Source organism: Rossellomorea pakistanensis, from assembly GCF_016908495.1.
In the GTDB taxonomy this organism is placed as follows: Bacteria; Bacillota; Bacilli; order Bacillales; family Bacillaceae_B; genus Rossellomorea; species Rossellomorea pakistanensis.
The window spans coordinates 659,455-676,022 of record NZ_JAFBDZ010000001.1 but is presented as its reverse complement, the minus strand read 5'-3'; the positions used below and the strand labels follow the sequence as shown (position 1 = coordinate 676,022).

Genomic DNA, 16,568 nt, shown 5'->3' with positions numbered 1-16,568 from the left:
ATGAAAGGAATGAATTCTTGAGCAATGAAGTAAAATCCTATCCCACAAAACGAGAATCACGAAATTTAATGATGAAATGACTCGTTCCGGATAGGAGAAGTATGCCTTTTTTAGGGTACCATTGCAAAAGATACAAATTCATTTTATTACTTATACATTTTTGCCGTTTAGGACTGACATTGTATAAGTGTATTCTTTTGTGTATTCTAAATTTTGCCATCTAAACCTTCCGGAGCATTCTGGGAGGTTTTTTTATGTTATTAATGAATGTTAAAAATGTAAACTACTCAATTGGAACAAAACAGTTTTTTTCAATTGACGAGCTGTCCATCTATCGAGGGGATCGAATAGGATTAATTGGGAAAAACGGACAGGGAAAATCACTACTTCTCCAATATTTATTCAATTTAACTGATCAAAAGCCGTCTGTTGAATGGTTTGGAACAAAAGAGTATTTTAAACAGCTAAGGTCTGAAGAAATGGATTCATATTTAAGTGGGGGAGAAAAGACCATAAAAGGGTTAAATTCAATCTTTTCTAAAAAGCCGGATTTACTGTTTTTAGATGAACCTTCAAATAACTTGGACTGGAATCGAATTGAAGAGCTTGAGAAACGACTACAAAAATACAATGGAGCGTTTGTGCTTGTTTCACATGATCGAGCCTTATTGAACACAGTATGTAATAAAATCTGGGAGCTAGAAGAAGGTCAATTCTCACAGTATGAGGGGAATTACAATTCTTACCATGAACAAAAAGAACGAGAACTTCATGAACATGAAGAGAAATTTCAAGCCTATCAAAAAGAAAAGAAGCGGCTTCAGGAACGATATTATAAAAAACAGCAACAAGCTAAGAATATGGACCGTCCGCCTTCTAGAATGGGCAATTCTGAATGGCAATTATATAAAAATAAGGCTGCTGGGAAAAGGGGAAAGGTGGAAAGAGTATCAACGGTTCTAAAAGAACGGATTGAACGTCTTGAAAAAGTAGAAAAGCCTTTTGAATGGGATTCTGTAAAAATGGATTATGTCCTGCAAACGCCGATTCATAAAAAAACATTATTGCAATGCAAAGAATTAGAAAAAACTATCGAAGGTCAGATCCTCTACAAAACAAAAGGATTAAAATTAAAAACGGGAAGCAAAACAGCCTTAATTGGAAGTAATGGAAGTGGGAAAACCACTTTGATCAATCAATTATTTGCGGAGGGAGAAGAAATTGAAGTCGCTCAAAATGTAAAAGTTGGATATTTTCATCAAAGTATTGAAGCATTACCCCACGATGAAACGATTCTTCAGTTTGTAGAAAAAGGTAGTACATTACCTAAACACATCATAAGAATTATCCTTGCACGGTTACGATTCTTTGAGAATGATGTCAATAAATCGATTAACATCCTAAGTGGGGGTGAACGGGTAAAAGTAGCCATTGCTAAGCTGTTAGTAGGTGATTATAATCTCCTCATCCTAGACGAACCAACTAACCATATTGACCTTGATACCTTAAAAGCAATCGAAGGTCTTATAAATGATTATCCAGGTACAGTTCTAGTCGTTTCACATGATCGAGAGTTTGTTCAAAGAACGGCAGAGAAACTCTGGATTATAAAGGACCAAAAGGTTTCAATGTTCGATGGCAGTATAGAATTTTGGCAACGATCAAAACAGAAGCCGAAACGACTGGAAAAAAATGAAGCAGAGATTTTGACTCTAGAAACAAAGCTGTCCGAGCTCCTAAGTAGACTTAGCATACCCTCTCCTAAAGATGATTTTGAAGAACTAGATAAACAATATCAGGATGTACTAAGGAAATTACGTCAAATTAAGGAGGTGAAGGATGAGTAGGATTGCCATTGTAACTGGTTCAAGCAGGCTGGATGGTATCGGGGCAGCCATATGTCTTTCACTAGCCAAAAGTGGAATCGATATATTTTTCACTACATGGAGAAAATATGATAGTGAAATGCCTTGGAAATCTGATTTTAGGGATCCCGAAAAACTTAAACAGATAATAGAGGAAATGAATGTTCGATGTGAATGGATGGAAATAGACTTATCGATAAAGGATGCAGAGATAACCCTATTTTCAACTGTAAGGGAAACAATGGGAGAGCCAACCATTCTTATAAATAATGCGTCCTATTCAAAGATGAGTTCCATTGAAACGATAACATCTGAAGATTTAGATCATCACTATGCATTAAATATTAGGGCTACAACCTTACTGATTAAAGAATTTCTGGAAAATTATAATGGGAAGCAGGGAGGGAGGATTATCTCATTGACTTCAGGGCAGTCTCTGGGACCAATGCCAAATGAACTAGCGTATGCCATGACCAAGAGTGCTATAGAAACTCTAACAGCCTCATTAGTAGAGCAGTCAGCAGTAAAAGGAATTACCATTAATGCAGTGAATCCAGGTCCTACAGATACCGGTTGGATTACAAATGATCACAAAATAGATCTACTAAATAGATTTCCACAAAAACGAATCGGCCAGCCAAAGGATTTAGCTAACCTGATCCAATTTCTAGTTTCACCTGAAGCACAATGGATTACAGGGCAGGTACTCCATTCAGAAGGAGGGTTCAGAAGGTAAAAACCAAGATATGGTCAAAGTAGAAACTTAAGAGATAAAACATAGAATTATAATTGTGAATTAATCTAACTAAATAATTTTAATCCTATAGAAATCCTTCAAACTTAGTTTTCTTTCAAAAAAACAAGAGGCGCTCCAATTATAGGGAACGCCTCTTTTAAGTACTAAAGTTCTATATGTTATTGGTTATTTTGCTGTTTTTTAGCTTGCTTTTTTGCTTTTTCTGCTTGAGTTTCAGTAGCAAACTCAGTATCGTAGTTTTTTTGTTGTTGCTGATTAGCTTGTTGGTTACGATTTTGATTATTCGTCACTTTTATCACCTCCCTTATTATTACGATTCCCAATTGTTTCCTTAGAATGCATTTTTTAAAGATATTTTTTTAACAAAATTACATTTTATTGAAACCTCATATAAATTAAAACGTATGAGATAAAGAGATATCTTTATTTGATGTAACGAAATGTAAAAGTTTTATTCTTTAGTAGATAGGTGATGTAATGTCAAAATATATTTCTAGTTTAGCCATTGTGCTCTTATTTTGCTGTTTGATTTATATCGAAAAAGATTTATTTAAAATGGAATTTTATACAGAGCAGAATAATATGAGCGGACTCCAAAGCAAAAATAGCCAAGAAGTAAGAAGTGTTCATTTACAAGTGAAGACACAGCCGATTAGAATGAAAATTCATGTTAAAACCGATCTAAATGATAAGTTTCTTAAACCCATGTACTTTCTATATAAAATTGTTAAAAAGTATGAGTAGTATGATTTTATAGATTGTAATATTATTATGTAAACTTAAACAAATTATTTTTGGAGTGTAAAATTGATATTTCTATTGCAGCGTTTAAGTCTCTTGTAATAGCAAATTTATTTCAATTATTCATTTTTTAAAAGACTATATCCAGTTTTATGGATTGCTGTCCTAGTAATATACATTTTTTCTAGTTGTTTTTCAGCAGATTCAGTTCCAGTGCAAAGTCTTCTAGACATAAGTATGGCAAGACGCTTCCACTTTTCTAAACATAGCCAGTTGGTTTACTTTTAATTTAATAAGAAGGATATTACTTAACGTTAGCTAAATTGCGGAGGGTCATTTGTCTGTTATCTAGAGTTTTTTGTAGAAGAATTTTTGTATTTTATCCATTATGTTTCTAAATGAACAGGGGGGACTTCCATTAAATATTAAAAGCCCTACGTAAAGGCTGTCCGAAAATCAAGGAGTCCGAAACACATAAATATAGAAAGTTTCTTCTATATATCAACAAAAAACATTGTGTCAAGGACCCTTTCGGAACAGTCTCACATAGGGAATTTTTTTATGCTACATGAACAGGTGAATTTGATTGTTTAAGTTTCTTCTCTCTAACTATTTTTGCTATATACCAGATAAAGACAACAAATGTTAGGATAGATCCAATCCATAATGATATCCCATAAGGTAATGAGAGTCCTTCAGGAGCGTAAAAGATATACGTACAAACCACACCCGTCATAAACAATGCCGGGACACCACAAATCCAATGAAATTTTTGGTTCTTTAATAAATACATCGCACCAGTCCATAACATTACCGTCGCTACGAGTTGGTTTGTCCAACCAACATATCTCCATAGGAATGAGTAATCAATGGTTGCCAAAAGAAGAGTAGGTAAGGCAACAGGGATCGTAGCCAATAATACCTTCCACTTTCCATCTGTTTTAAAAACAGAATTCATTAGTTCTGATAACATCATTCTTGAAGATCTTAATGCTGTATCTCCAGTTGTGATTGGTAAAATAATAACCCCGAGAATTGCTAGAATACCACCTAATGTACCAAGTAAACTTGTTGAGATTTCATTAACGACTCCTGCTGGACCTCCGTTTGCAAGAGCGTCCTGTAAACCGCCTGTTCCACCAAAGAATGTCATTCCAGCTGCTGCCCATATCAGTGCGATAATTCCTTCTGCAATCATTGCTCCATAAAATACTTTTCGACCCTCAGATTCCTTTTTCATCGTTCTTGCAATAATCGGACTCTGGGTACTATGAAATCCAGAAATAGCTCCACATGATATCGTAACCATTAAAAGCGGCCAGATTGGAAGTTCTCCTGGGTGAAGATTTTCTACTGTAATATTGGGAATGGCTTGATTTGTAAAAATCAGTGCGCCTGCAATGGCCACTGCCATAAATATTAGAATTCCTCCGAAAATAGGATAAATTTTTCCGATAATTCGATTGATCGGTAAGACGGCAGCTAAAAGAAAATATACAAAAATTAGAATAAGTGCAACTGTAAAGTTTATAGGAGTTATACTCGCAATTAACTGTGCGGGTCCTGCAGTAAAAGCAGCCGCTACCAAAATCATTAAAACAAGAGATACAAGGTTAATGATCACTTTCATATTATTGCCTAAATATTTTCCGACAATTGTCGGATATTGTGCCCCGTTGTGACGAAGTGAAATCATCCCCGAGAAGTAATCATGAACTGCACCGGCAAATATACACCCAATAACAATCCAGATAAATGCGACAGGTCCATAAAGTGCACCCATAACTGCACCGAAGATTGGGCCGAGACCGGCAATGTTTAATAGTTGAATCAGACTGCCTTTCCACCAACTCATGGGTACATAATCTAGTTCATCACGTTTAGTATAGGCAGGTGTTGGTTTGGAGTCATCTATACCAAAAACAGTTTCAACGAACTTGGAATAGACCATATATCCTCCAATTAATAACAGTACTGCTGCAAAAAAAGTTACCATGCTAGCCCCTCCAAATATTAACTTTGTGACAATTCTAAAACAAACCTAAAGGAAAAGACAAGTGTTTTTCAGAAAAAAGTTTATATTCTAAAAATTAAATCGTTTTCATGAATCATCCTTCTTTGATAAATGATTAAAAAGCAAATAGATTGAAGTAAAGAATAAAACTTAATTAAATGGACGATATCTTGATCACAGATGAAGAAACAGAACAACAAAATAAAGATTTTGAAGCTATGGGGATAAAGGTTGTGGTAACAAACTAAAGCGTTAACGTACTGCGGGACGGTCCTCGGATATGGTCATGCGTTAATACGGTAGTGCGTTCGAGGACCGTCCCTCTCAAGAACCCCTCCTTCACTTCCGTTATATATAATATTTTTTTCCTCAAACTAATCTTGTTTTGTCATTTTGGTGACGATGAATTTTCTCATCAAATTTTAATCTATTTTTCATTCATTTTTTCGATTTGCTCAATATAATCAATATTGCTGGTGAACAGTGTTTATTTTATAGGTCCTATAGAAGGTCGTCTAATATCTACATTCCTATAAAATGAAGATTGTTTACACCCATTCTAATTTCTTTTTAAAGGGTTGGCCTAAAGTGGACAGGATTCATGCTTTTAGTTGGAGGCATGATTGCTTACACACTTATTTTGGTCAGCCCTTATTTTTTCATCTTTCCAAAGTTATAGATTCCAATATATATAACTTACAATACTCTTATAAATTAAGAAGCTGCATCTTTATTTAAATTAGAAACTGAAATGCATAAATTAAAAACTTTTACTAAAAAATAGCCCCCATATGCGGAGGGTTTAAAGAACCCTAAAGATCCACTTTTATCTGCTAACATATTCTATATTTCATAGAGCTGTTCAAGTGTATCCGGAATGGATTTTCTTTCTCCCTTCGAAATTTAAAATAGACAATCCCTGTATATTCTTCATCATGATAGCATTTGAATAATCTTATTCCCTTCTTAATAAGGTATGTAAAGACCCTTTTTAAGGAGGGAAAATTGTGAAAATGCTTGTAGAAGCAGAGATTAATAGAATGACAGATAAACTTATTCGTATTCAAAAGAAAGAAGGGACTTGGGGGTTTTGTTTTGAAAATAGCCCTTCAACGGATGCATACATGATCATATTATTAAAATCCTTAAAAATGAAAGAAGATTATTTGATCAACCAGCTAGCTAAGCGAATCCTGTCAAAGCAAGAGGTAAATGGTGCATGGAAACTTTATTATGATGAAGAACCTGGTAATGTGTCACTTACAGTAGAGTGTTATTTTGCTCTTTTGTATTCCGGTCTTGTGACCGAAAGTGATGCTAATATAATAAAAGCTCAGAAGTTTATCATTGATAATGGCGGAATAAATCAAACTCACAGTCTTACTAAAATTATGCTCGCCATTAATGGCCAATATCATTGGGACGATTTCTTTCCAATGCCAATAGAGCTTCTACTAATTCCTCGTCAATTTCCAATTAGTTTTTGGGACTTTAGCAGCTATGCACGTGTCCATTTAGCTCCATTGTTAATTTTGAAAAAATATAAATTTGTGATGACTAGAAACTCTACTCCAGACTTAAAAAGGCTTTTAGTGAAACCAACCAACAATATGCGACCAGTTGAATCAAGTGAAACAAGGTTTTTTCTAGAGTTATTAGATAAGGGAATCTCGTTAATACAAGAATACCCACAATATATTCAACAAAAAGCAATAAGAAAAGCAGAGCAATATATCCGACAACGTATTGAGGGAGATGGAACGTTGTATAGCTATGTCACCTCCACCTTCTTTATGATTTATTCTCTTTTAGCATTGGGTTATTCAAAGAAACATCCTATTATAATTAAAGCTATTCAAGGATTAAAGAACCATCGATATAATTTAAAAATAGGCGTTCATATCCAGAACTCTCCCTCAGATATATGGGATACCGCTCTAATAAGCCATGCACTTCAAAACGCTGGTATTGAAGCTCACTCCAAAACAATAATAAGAACCTCAAATTATCTACTTAACCATCAGCATACAAAACTTGGGGATTGGTCTTTAACCTCTAAAGAAACATTACCAGGTGGTTGGGGTTTTTCAGAAAGCAATACTATTCATCCTGATGTCGATGACACAACAGCATCTTTAAGGGCGATTTCAAGAATGATCGATCATAGTCCATTCGTTAGACAAGCATGGGATCGTGGAATTAACTGGACGAAAGCATTACAGAATAGCGATGGGGGATGGCCAGCATTTGAAAGAGGGAAAGGGAATACATTACTTACTTTAGTTCCAATGGATGGAGCAGAAGATGCAGCAATAGATCCTTCTACAGCTGATTTAACAGGAAGAACTCTAGAATTCTTAGGATCCCATACACAGATTTCAAAAGAAAATAAGATTATTAAAAAAGGGGTTCAGTGGCTATTCAATAATCAAGAAAATAATGGTTCGTGGTATGGACGGTGGGGGATTTCCTATATTTATGGAACATGGGCGGCTCTTACAGGGTTAAAAGCAGTTGGAGTAAAATCTTCTCACGATTCCTTAATTAAAGCAGAAAATTGGTTAATTAGTATTCAAAATAGAGATGGTGGATGGGGAGAGTCGTGTAAAAGTGACTCATTAAAACAATACACGGCTCTTGGTAGCAGCACACCATCCCAAACAGCTTGGGCAGTTGATGCTTTGATTGCAGTTAATGACACACCGATAGAGCCAATTAATAAAGGAATAGTAAATTTAATAGACTCTCTCCATAAAAACGATTGGACGACTGTATACCCAACTGGAGCAGGTCTTCCTAATAATTTCTACATTCACTATCATAGTTATATTTGGATTTGGCCATTATTGACCTTATGTCATTATAAGAATAAATACTTAAAGTAAGGGAGGGCTAATTAGGCTCTCTACTCTACATATAAATTATTCTCGCCATTTCGACTTGAGAGTCTCAAGGGAATATCTTCAGTCTAATCCCTTTACCGTAATGTTCCTACTCTCTTTTACCTTATTAACCTTCGCCATCATTATTCCGCATCTAATTTCATATAACATTATTATGTTAACTAATGTTTACTTAGTAATTATCTTTCAGGTGTTTCAAATACTTTTAACAAAAATTTATATCATTCTCATTTAATTCTAATCTAAATTTGACATAATTGTTTCATTCCAATATAAAGGTGGAGGAGACCATGATGTGGTTACGTTTTATTCCGATTGTATTTTTTAGTTTAACGGCATTATCATTGTTCACATTTCAATCTATAGAAATTTTTCAGGCTTTTTCTGATTTATTTTTTCATAAAGATAAACTAAAATAAAGGAAACTTTTTCACTAAAGCAGGTGGTTAGGGATGAAAAAAATACTTGTCATCGAAGACGAGAAAAATCTGTCAAGGTTTATAGAACTGGAACTCCAGTATGAAGGGTATGAAATTGGTGTTGCTTTTAATGGAAGAGAAGGTCTTGAACTTGCACTAGAAAAAGAATGGGACGTGATCCTATTAGATTTAATGCTTCCCGGTTTAAATGGCTTAGAGGTGTGTAGGAGAATTAGACAGTCAAAACAAACACCGATCTTAATGATAACAGCGAGGGATAGTGTGATGGACCGTGTATCTGGACTTGATAGCGGGGCGGATGATTATATTGTCAAACCATTTGCAATTGAAGAATTGCTTGCAAGACTAAGAGCGGTTTTTCGGCGTTCGAATCAAGAAATAGAAGGAAGTAAACTTACAACCTTTCATTTTCGTGATTTGATCGTTGAAAAAGAGTCTAGAATCGTAAAAAGCAAAGGGGTCTCAATTGATTTAACAAAGAGGGAATATGATTTACTTCTTACATTTTTAGAAAATCAAAATATTGTCTTAACTAGAGAAGCCTTACTAAATAAAGTTTGGGGCTATGAAACCGAAGTAGAGACAAATGTAGTCGATGTTTACGTACGATACTTACGGAATAAAATCGATGAGACACCTACAGATAGCTATATTGAGACAGTTAGAGGCACTGGCTATGTGATGAGGTCATGAATAAATGGAGGGAATATTTAAAACCAACCTCATTAAAAATAAAATGGGCCCTTGGAGCAGGGGCAACCATTTTTTTTGCCTTTTTTACATTTAGTTTTTTTCAATATCACGCCATTGATAAATGGATGTTACAAGAGGAAGAGAGTAGTTTTAATAGAGTTCTTGATGAATTAACGGTTTTCTATACCCAAAGGGGACCGAAGATTACTCTTGAAGAAATTTATGATAGTCGTGACTTATTAAATCAAATTATCGAAAAGGATCAAACGATTCGAGTATTAGATCGAACTGGAAAAGAAGTTTTGGTTTTAAGTAGTGATCATGTACCACGCTACTATGTTCCCTTTAACCCTGTAAAAGACAAGGTCGTCGCACTTCTTGAAACGAATGATAAACAAATATACGTTGGCAGAAGCCGGATTACTTCTGAACAGTTTACAGGCTATGTCGAATTAATCCAGCCTTTAACGAGATATGAGCATGTGATGAGTAATTTGTTTTGGATGATGACTTTTTCAGGAGTTGGCGCTTTAATTCTAAGTGCTCTTTTTGGATATTTACTTGCAAAGAATTTCGTTAAACCTTTAAATAAGCTATCTGGTACAATGAGGACCATTCAAAAAGAAGGGTTTCAGGAAAAAATGGAGCCGATCCATTCCCATGATGAGATTAGCGAACTTTCTACCATATTTAATGAATTAATGGAGAAGTTAGAGAAATCCTTTAATCAGCAGCAGCAGTTTGTTGAAGATGCTTCACATGAACTAAGAACTCCTGTACAAATTTTAGAAGGACATCTTTCCTTACTTAATCGTTGGGGGAAGAAAGACCCTAAAGTTTTGGAAGAGTCCCTTCATGCCTCATTACAGGAACTGCAAAGGGTAAAAAAATTAGTTGAAGAATTATTAGATCTAACTCGAACGGAAAGAGAGATTACTGATTTTTCAAATGAGTACAGCATAGTTGATGAAACTGTTGAAAAGATTGTGAAGGACTTTAAATTCCTCCATCAAAATGAACATTTTAAAATAATTCAAATGACTTCACATCCTACGAAAGCTATAATTCAAACTCGACATTTAGAGCAAGTACTGACGATATTACTTGATAACGCAGTAAAATACTCAGAAAAAAATAGTACTACATCGATAAAGATTGAAGAAGTAGATGGCTTTGCTAAAGTATCAGTCAAGGATCAGGGATTTGGTATTCCAATTGATGATATTCCAAAGGTGTTCAATCGTTTTTATCGAGTGGATAAGGCAAGAAGTAGGGAAGAAGGAGGCAATGGCTTGGGACTAGCCATTGCCAAGAAGATTGTTGAGATCTACGGAGGAGAGATCTCAGTCCAACAAAATAATGGGAAAGGGAGCACATTTCAATTTTTGATTCCAATAGTAAAATAAAACAAAAGTGGATGTCTTAATATTTTTCTGAGACATCCACTTCTGTATATTGCATATCAACACTTTTAGGGATTTTAATTTCAAGAATTCCGTCTTTATATTGTGCAGTAGATCCCTTCTTTTTTACTAAAGAAGGTAAGGTTATGACCTGTCTTTCTCCTAATTCTGGAATATTCTCTATTATCGCTTGATTTGAAGTATGAAATACTCTCATTTGGGTGGCAAGTTCTTCACTTGGAAGTTTAATTCTAATAAATACATCTTCGAAGGTTTCAAATACATTTGCCTGGATTTGTGCATGCTGTTTTTGATTTTCTCCATCGCTTGTTCCCCCGCTATTGTTCATATCACTCATGAATGAGCTACCGCTTTTCATCATTTCCTGGGGGTTCATAATCCCTTGCCATTCTTTAGGAATCATTTGTTTCATCATTCCTTGCACATATTGATCAATGTCTTTGGGATTCATTCCATTCATCATTCCAGACTGATCTTTCTTAAAAGGCGAAAACATATTCCATGGGAACATTTTCATTACCTCGCTTACCTGAACTATACAATATGTTATGCAGGATGGGCCGTTGTTGTTATGGATTTAAAAGTGCACAATTTTAATGCCCATGAATAGGTTAACAGTATAAACAATGGAAAAATGGAGTGGGTTTTGTATGCCGGTGTCGGTTGTTTTTAACCAAATCAATGTAAATAGTGTTCAAATTGGATCCTCTGTGGCTACCGGACAAAACAGTATAAATGATTGGAATACACAGGGAAAGAGTAATTTAGGAAATGGTATTGAGACAGGAATTATTTATAAAATTGGAATAAGCAATGTGATCATTGATACAGATGCCATTGATTCAACAATTAGTGAGCCAGAAATTATTAACCCTCAGCCAACTATTCTCTTCTAAAAGGGGTTTTTCCATTGCAACCAAATATGAACGTGCAATTCAAAGATCTATCAGTTACCAATATTTCGATGAGTTCCTCCATCTTAATCGGATTGAATGTACAGGTTAATGTGAAAACAATGCAAAAAAATAATATGGGCAATGGGATATCCTCAGGAAACCATTTAGTTTCCTTATACGGAACGTCAATCGTTTACGACCCTGATATGATTGATTCTGTATTCAGGTCAAAGTCTTGATTAAGAGGATTCGTTCTTCATCTCTTTAATATTTTCTTCAATTATTTTTTTTAACCATTGAGGGATTTCCTGTTCCTGATCAAAATGTAATGAATCAACGGCCTTCGAATCATAAAGAAGGCTTTTTATATTGTCTAATTGATGATTCTTACCAGTGATATTTCCGATTCCTTGGTTATGCTTTTTTCTACTTTGAAAATTAGTAGGATAATTATTACCTACATTAAAACAAGATGCACTCTCGATAATTCCAATTTGGATATTCCCTATAAAAAAATTAGGAGAAAACTTTGAAGACATCATTTTTCCTCCTTTGTGTTCTTACTCGTGTCATCAAACCTAAATGAAAAACCATTTTTATTTGGAGTGGGGTCTTTTGATTTCTTTTTTTGTGGGTTTTGACTGTCTAAAATGTCTACGCCGAAATTATTTCCTAGATTAAAAGCACCACTTAGTTCCTCAATGTCAATCTGGTCGAGCTCAAAGGATAATTTATCTGTCAGTGGTCCATCTACTGTTAATTGATGGATGTGGATTTCAATTTTCTCCTTATCTTTTGTAGATAATAGGAGTGATTCTAATCGTTTTAATCTTTCTTCCAATTCTTTTTCTTTTTTCGATTTAAACCACTTCAAGATCATCACTCGCGATTACCGTTTTTTTTAGCTTCCTCATCCCATACAACGGTTTTGTTATTGAATTGGTAATGGTGAGAACCAATCATTCTTCCTAGCCCCTCATTTACCATCGATAGATCCTTCTGATTGAAAGCGAAATTATCTCCATTTTTTACGAAAGAACTATTTTTAACCGTGTCGATATGAAGTTTTCGGTAATAAAAGTTCATTCGATCATTCCTCCATTTGAAACTTTATACTTCGATTCTGATTAATCTTTGTGAATCGAATGGTAAGTAAACCGTTTTTATAATGAGCACTGATTGATTTTTCTTCATATGAAAAAGGGAGAGTAATCATTCGTTTGAAATTCCCGAACATCCTTTCTTGAGTGTGTAATCTTTCTTTAGAAACAGGATAGGGGTATGGTAAATGGATATCTATATACAATTTACTTCCTTTAATATCTAATTGGACATCCTCCTGTTTTGATATCCCTGGAACCTCAATGACGACAAACCCTTCCGATTGTGTTTCAAATAAATCAATCAGTGGTATTCGTCGAGGGAGGACATTTTGCATATCTTTCCAAAATGAATCTCCTAAGGCTTTTTGCATATTTTCTTGTAGCTCTTCCCATTGTGGAGGATGATTGGTCATGCCCATCACCTACCTATTAGATTGATACTTATTATATGTTGGAAATATCAGTTTATTATAAAAGTAGCCCTATTTTTCAAAGCTCAAAAAAATATGTATTTTTCATTAAAAAGTATTTGGATTTTTAAGGTAAGAGTAGTAAGATGGTTTATGAAAAAGCTATCAAATGCACGTTAATAGAGGTGAAGTAGAAAGAGTACGGTTAATAAATTATTATTTCAGAATAGTCCAACTTACTGTAATCTTATTAAAACAGAGAAGGAAAAAATCGTTATTAAATAGGGTGGAACCTATGAAAACAAATTTTCAAGAAATTTGTCGTAAAACCTTTATCTTAGTGCTTTACAGTGATAAAATTATCTTGAAAGCGTTTTATTTCATTTTAAAATAGTATTCTTGCATAGTAATGCTAAAGAAACTGACATGAGAGTTGATAGAGCCCAATGATTTATGGGGCAAAAATAGTTGGAGGTTTTTCAAAATGAGAAAGCAATCATCAAATCAAGGGGAGCTTTGGCAAAGCTTTTACGGGCCAAACCTTGGATATGTGATGGAGGTTTATGAGCAGTTTTTACAGGATCCATCTTCTGTAGATCCTGAATTGAAAGAACTATTTGAACAATGGGGTCCACCGACGGCAGATGACATGACAGCAATGGTTTCTGCTCAACAATCGGATGCCTCTTTCCAACTACCTTCTAATCCTACAAATTTTAGTAAAGTAGTTGCGGCTGTAAAGTTAGCAGATAATATTCGAACATATGGTCACTTAGCTGCTGATATAAATCCTTTAAATGATCGTCAGAAAGATACTAGAAGGATCGAATTAGGGGAATTTGGATTAACGGATGAAGATTTAATAAAGGTGCCAGTTGAATTTATTTGTCCTGACGCGCCTTCTCATGTTCAGAATGGATTAGATGCTATTAATCATTTAAAAGAGGTTTATACTAAAAAATTAGCTTTTGAATACTCGCATGTACATGAATTGGAAGAGAAGAATTGGTTGCGTGAGAAAATTGAATCAAATGCTTTTATATTTGATCTCTCAAAAGAACAAAAGCTAAATTTATTGAAAAGACTTTCAGAAGTTGAAGGCTTTGAACATTTTATTCACCGTACATTTGTTGGTCAAAAGCGTTTTTCAATCGAAGGATTGGACACTATGATTCCATTATTAGATGAGCTTGTCCAACATTCAGTGGAAAATGGTGCCAAGACGATCAATATTGGGATGGCTCATCGTGGACGACTAAATGTATTATCACATGTTATTGGAAAGCCATATGAAATGATATTTGCAGAATTCCAGCATGCTCCAAGTAAAGATTTGATTCCATCAGAAGGATCAATTGGAATTACATATGGTTGGACAGGAGATGTTAAATATCATTTAGGAGCAGACCGGAAGATTCCAACGGGCAGGGCACGAGTAACACTAGCTAATAACCCGAGTCACCTTGAAGTCGTTAGTCCAATTGTTGCTGGATATACAAGAGCAGCCCAGGAGCAAAGAGAATCAAAAGGATATCCCGAGCAAAATCCTAAAACTTCATATGCTGTCATGATCCATGGCGATGCTGCATTCCCTGGTCAAGGTGTAGTAGCAGAAACGCTTAACCTAAGTGGGCTTCGAGGTTACCATACAGGTGGTTCCATCCATTTAATTGCCAATAACATGATCGGCTTTACTACTGAAAGTCATGATTCTCGTTCAACTAAGTATGCTTCTGATACAGCAAAAGGCTTTGAAGTACCGATTGTACATGTGAATGCAGATGATCCGGAAGCATGTATTTCGGCTGCAATTCTTGCCTACGAATACCGTAAAACATTTAAAAAAGATTTTGTTATTGATTTAATTGGGTATCGTCGTTTCGGTCATAATGAAATGGACGAACCAATGGTCACAAACCCGATGATGTATACTATTATTAGTAAACATCCAACGGCAAGAAAATTATATGCTGATAGATTACTTAAAGAAGGAATTATACCTGAAGAAGAAATCTCTAAAATGCAAAAAGAAATTGAGGATAAACTGAAAGCTGCCTATGAAAAGGTTCCAAAAAAAGACGAAGATCCAGATATCGTGTTAAATCCACCAGAGGATGTAACCAATGGTTTACCGAATATAGATACCTCCATTGATTTTGATCAATTACGATCTATTAATACGGAACTACTGAAGTGGCCTGAAGGTTTTAACGCTTTTAAAAAGTTAGCTAAAATCTTACAGCGTCGTGGGCAAGTGTTCGAAGGGAAAGGGAAAATTGATTGGGCACATGCAGAAACGTTGGCATTTGCATCAATTTTAAAAGATGGTACTCCAATTCGACTTACAGGGCAGGATTCAGAACGTGGAACTTTTGCACAAAGGCATCTCGTGCTGCATGATGAAAAAACTGGGGAAGAGTATATCCCTCTTCATCATTTAAAAGACGGAAATGCATCATTTGTGGTCTGTAACAGTCCACTTACCGAACAGGCTGTCGTTGGTTATGAGTACGGTTATAATGTATTTGCACCTGAAACGCTAGTATTATGGGAAGCACAATTTGGTGATTTCTCTAATATGGCACAAGTCATGTATGATCAATTTATTTCTGCTGGACGTGCGAAATGGGGTCAAAAATCAGGACTTGTCATGCTTCTTCCTCACGGATATGAAGGTCAAGGTCCAGAGCATTCGAGTGCAAGGCTTGAAAGGTTCCTACAATTGGGCGGAGAATACAACTGGACAGTTGCAAACTGTTCAACTGCTGGACAATACTTCCATATCTTAAGGCGTCAGGCAGCTATTCTTCAGAAAGAAGAAGTTCGGCCACTTGTTATCATGACACCTAAAAGTTTACTTAGAAACCAATTTGCTGCAGTAACAGCAGAAGAGCTGGCGAATGGACAATTCCAATCCGTTCTTGAACATCATGGATTAGGCGATAAACATGATCACGTAGAAAGAGTTGTGCTATGTAGCGGGAAAATGGCCATTGATCTGGAAGAAAGCTTGAAAAATCACGAGGATACAGACTGGTTACACATACTACGGGTTGAAGAACTATATCCTTTCCCTAAAAATGATATTTCTACTATTCTTGAAAGGTACAAAGGATTAAAAGAACTGGTTTGGGTACAAGAAGAGCCGAAAAATATGGGTGGCTGGACTTTTGCAGAATCAAGACTTAGAGAAATTGCGCCAGATGGAGTAGAAGTACAATATATCGGCAGACGTCGACGTTCAAGTCCGTCAGAAGGTGAACCGACCGTACACAAAAAAGAACAAGCACGTATTATTAATGAGGCTTTAACACGATAACAA

Annotated in this window: 17 protein-coding genes; 10 read left to right on the top strand and 7 right to left on the bottom strand. The window is 35.3% G+C overall.

Annotated features, from left to right (window positions below):
• Positions 1-254: 254 nt before the first annotated feature.
• On the top strand, positions 255-1,847 hold the full coding sequence (gene abc-f / locus JOC86_RS03285; RefSeq protein ID WP_205168338.1) for a ribosomal protection-like ABC-F family protein: 1,593 nt from the start codon (positions 255-257) through the stop codon (positions 1,845-1,847).
• Complete coding sequence (locus JOC86_RS03280; RefSeq protein WP_205168337.1) at positions 1,840-2,601, top strand: SDR family oxidoreductase; 762 nt, start codon at positions 1,840-1,842, stop codon at positions 2,599-2,601. The genes abc-f and JOC86_RS03280 overlap by 8 nt, the downstream gene beginning before the upstream one ends.
• 179 nt (positions 2,602-2,780) lie before the next feature.
• On the opposite strand, the gene JOC86_RS24915 is transcribed toward JOC86_RS03280, so the two are convergent.
• The gene (locus JOC86_RS24915) at positions 2,781-2,912 is read right to left on the bottom strand and encodes a hypothetical protein (RefSeq protein WP_275583362.1); all 132 of its coding nucleotides are present in this window, start codon (positions 2,910-2,912) and stop codon (positions 2,781-2,783) included.
• Positions 2,913-3,099: 187 nt separating this feature from the next.
• On the opposite strand from JOC86_RS24915, the gene JOC86_RS03275 reads away from it, so the two are divergent.
• Positions 3,100-3,366, top strand: a complete 267-nt coding sequence (locus tag JOC86_RS03275; protein ID WP_205168336.1) for a hypothetical protein — start codon at positions 3,100-3,102, stop codon at positions 3,364-3,366.
• Positions 3,367-3,922: 556 nt separating this feature from the next.
• On the opposite strand, the gene JOC86_RS03270 is transcribed toward JOC86_RS03275, so the two are convergent.
• Positions 3,923-5,359: a carbon starvation CstA family protein gene (locus JOC86_RS03270; protein WP_205168335.1), complete on the bottom strand. Its 1,437-nt coding sequence runs from the start codon at positions 5,357-5,359 to the stop codon at positions 3,923-3,925.
• 1,031 nt (positions 5,360-6,390) lie between these two features.
• On the opposite strand from JOC86_RS03270, the gene shc reads away from it, so the two are divergent.
• The 4 genes from shc (at position 6,391) to JOC86_RS03255 (ending at position 10,819) form a co-directional block, all read left to right on the top strand.
• Complete coding sequence (gene shc, locus JOC86_RS03265; RefSeq protein WP_239587447.1) at positions 6,391-8,262, top strand: squalene--hopene cyclase; 1,872 nt, start codon at positions 6,391-6,393, stop codon at positions 8,260-8,262.
• A 308-nt stretch (positions 8,263-8,570) separates the two neighbouring features.
• Positions 8,571-8,699 carry a hypothetical protein gene (locus JOC86_RS24910; protein ID WP_275583384.1) on the top strand — a complete coding sequence of 43 codons (129 nt, stop codon included), beginning with the start codon at positions 8,571-8,573 and terminating at the stop codon, positions 8,697-8,699.
• Between the two features lie 33 nt (positions 8,700-8,732).
• Entirely contained in the window at positions 8,733-9,413 is a 681-nt protein-coding gene (locus JOC86_RS03260) for a response regulator transcription factor (RefSeq protein WP_205168333.1), read from the top strand.
• Positions 9,410-10,819 (top strand): HAMP domain-containing sensor histidine kinase, encoded by a 1,410-nt coding sequence (locus JOC86_RS03255; RefSeq protein ID WP_205168332.1) that lies wholly within the window; start codon positions 9,410-9,412, stop codon positions 10,817-10,819. The genes JOC86_RS03260 and JOC86_RS03255 overlap by 4 nt, the downstream gene beginning before the upstream one ends.
• A gap of 16 nt (positions 10,820-10,835) precedes the next feature.
• Here the strand turns inward: JOC86_RS03255 and JOC86_RS03250 are convergent, their stop codons facing one another.
• Positions 10,836-11,348 (bottom strand): Hsp20/alpha crystallin family protein, encoded by a 513-nt coding sequence (locus JOC86_RS03250; RefSeq protein WP_205168331.1) that lies wholly within the window; start codon positions 11,346-11,348, stop codon positions 10,836-10,838.
• 139 nt (positions 11,349-11,487) lie between these two features.
• On the opposite strand from JOC86_RS03250, the gene JOC86_RS03245 reads away from it, so the two are divergent.
• Complete coding sequence (locus JOC86_RS03245) at positions 11,488-11,733, top strand: hypothetical protein (RefSeq protein ID WP_205168330.1); 246 nt, start codon at positions 11,488-11,490, stop codon at positions 11,731-11,733.
• A 14-nt stretch (positions 11,734-11,747) separates the two neighbouring features.
• Positions 11,748-11,972, top strand: a complete 225-nt coding sequence (locus JOC86_RS03240) for a hypothetical protein (RefSeq protein ID WP_205168329.1) — start codon at positions 11,748-11,750, stop codon at positions 11,970-11,972.
• On the opposite strand, the gene JOC86_RS03235 is transcribed toward JOC86_RS03240, so the two are convergent.
• The 4 genes from JOC86_RS03235 to JOC86_RS03220 are packed head-to-tail and all read right to left on the bottom strand — an operon-like array spanning position 11,973 to position 13,249.
• Positions 11,973-12,272, bottom strand: a complete 300-nt coding sequence (locus tag JOC86_RS03235) for a hypothetical protein (RefSeq protein ID WP_205168328.1) — start codon at positions 12,270-12,272, stop codon at positions 11,973-11,975.
• Positions 12,272-12,607: a hypothetical protein gene (locus JOC86_RS03230; protein ID WP_205168327.1), complete on the bottom strand. Its 336-nt coding sequence runs from the start codon at positions 12,605-12,607 to the stop codon at positions 12,272-12,274. The genes JOC86_RS03235 and JOC86_RS03230 overlap by 1 nt, the downstream gene beginning before the upstream one ends.
• A 5-nt stretch (positions 12,608-12,612) precedes the next feature.
• A complete protein-coding gene (locus tag JOC86_RS03225; RefSeq protein WP_205168326.1) occupies positions 12,613-12,819 on the bottom strand; it encodes a hypothetical protein in 207 nt (68 codons plus the stop codon).
• Positions 12,820-12,823: 4 nt separating this feature from the next.
• Positions 12,824-13,249 (bottom strand): Hsp20/alpha crystallin family protein, encoded by a 426-nt coding sequence (locus JOC86_RS03220; protein WP_205168325.1) that lies wholly within the window; start codon positions 13,247-13,249, stop codon positions 12,824-12,826.
• 481 nt (positions 13,250-13,730) lie between these two features.
• Here JOC86_RS03220 and JOC86_RS03215 point away from each other — a divergent pair, with 481 nt between their 5' ends.
• Positions 13,731-16,565: a 2-oxoglutarate dehydrogenase E1 component gene (locus JOC86_RS03215; RefSeq protein WP_205168324.1), complete on the top strand. Its 2,835-nt coding sequence runs from the start codon at positions 13,731-13,733 to the stop codon at positions 16,563-16,565.
• The last annotated feature ends 3 nt before the right edge of the window (positions 16,566-16,568 follow it).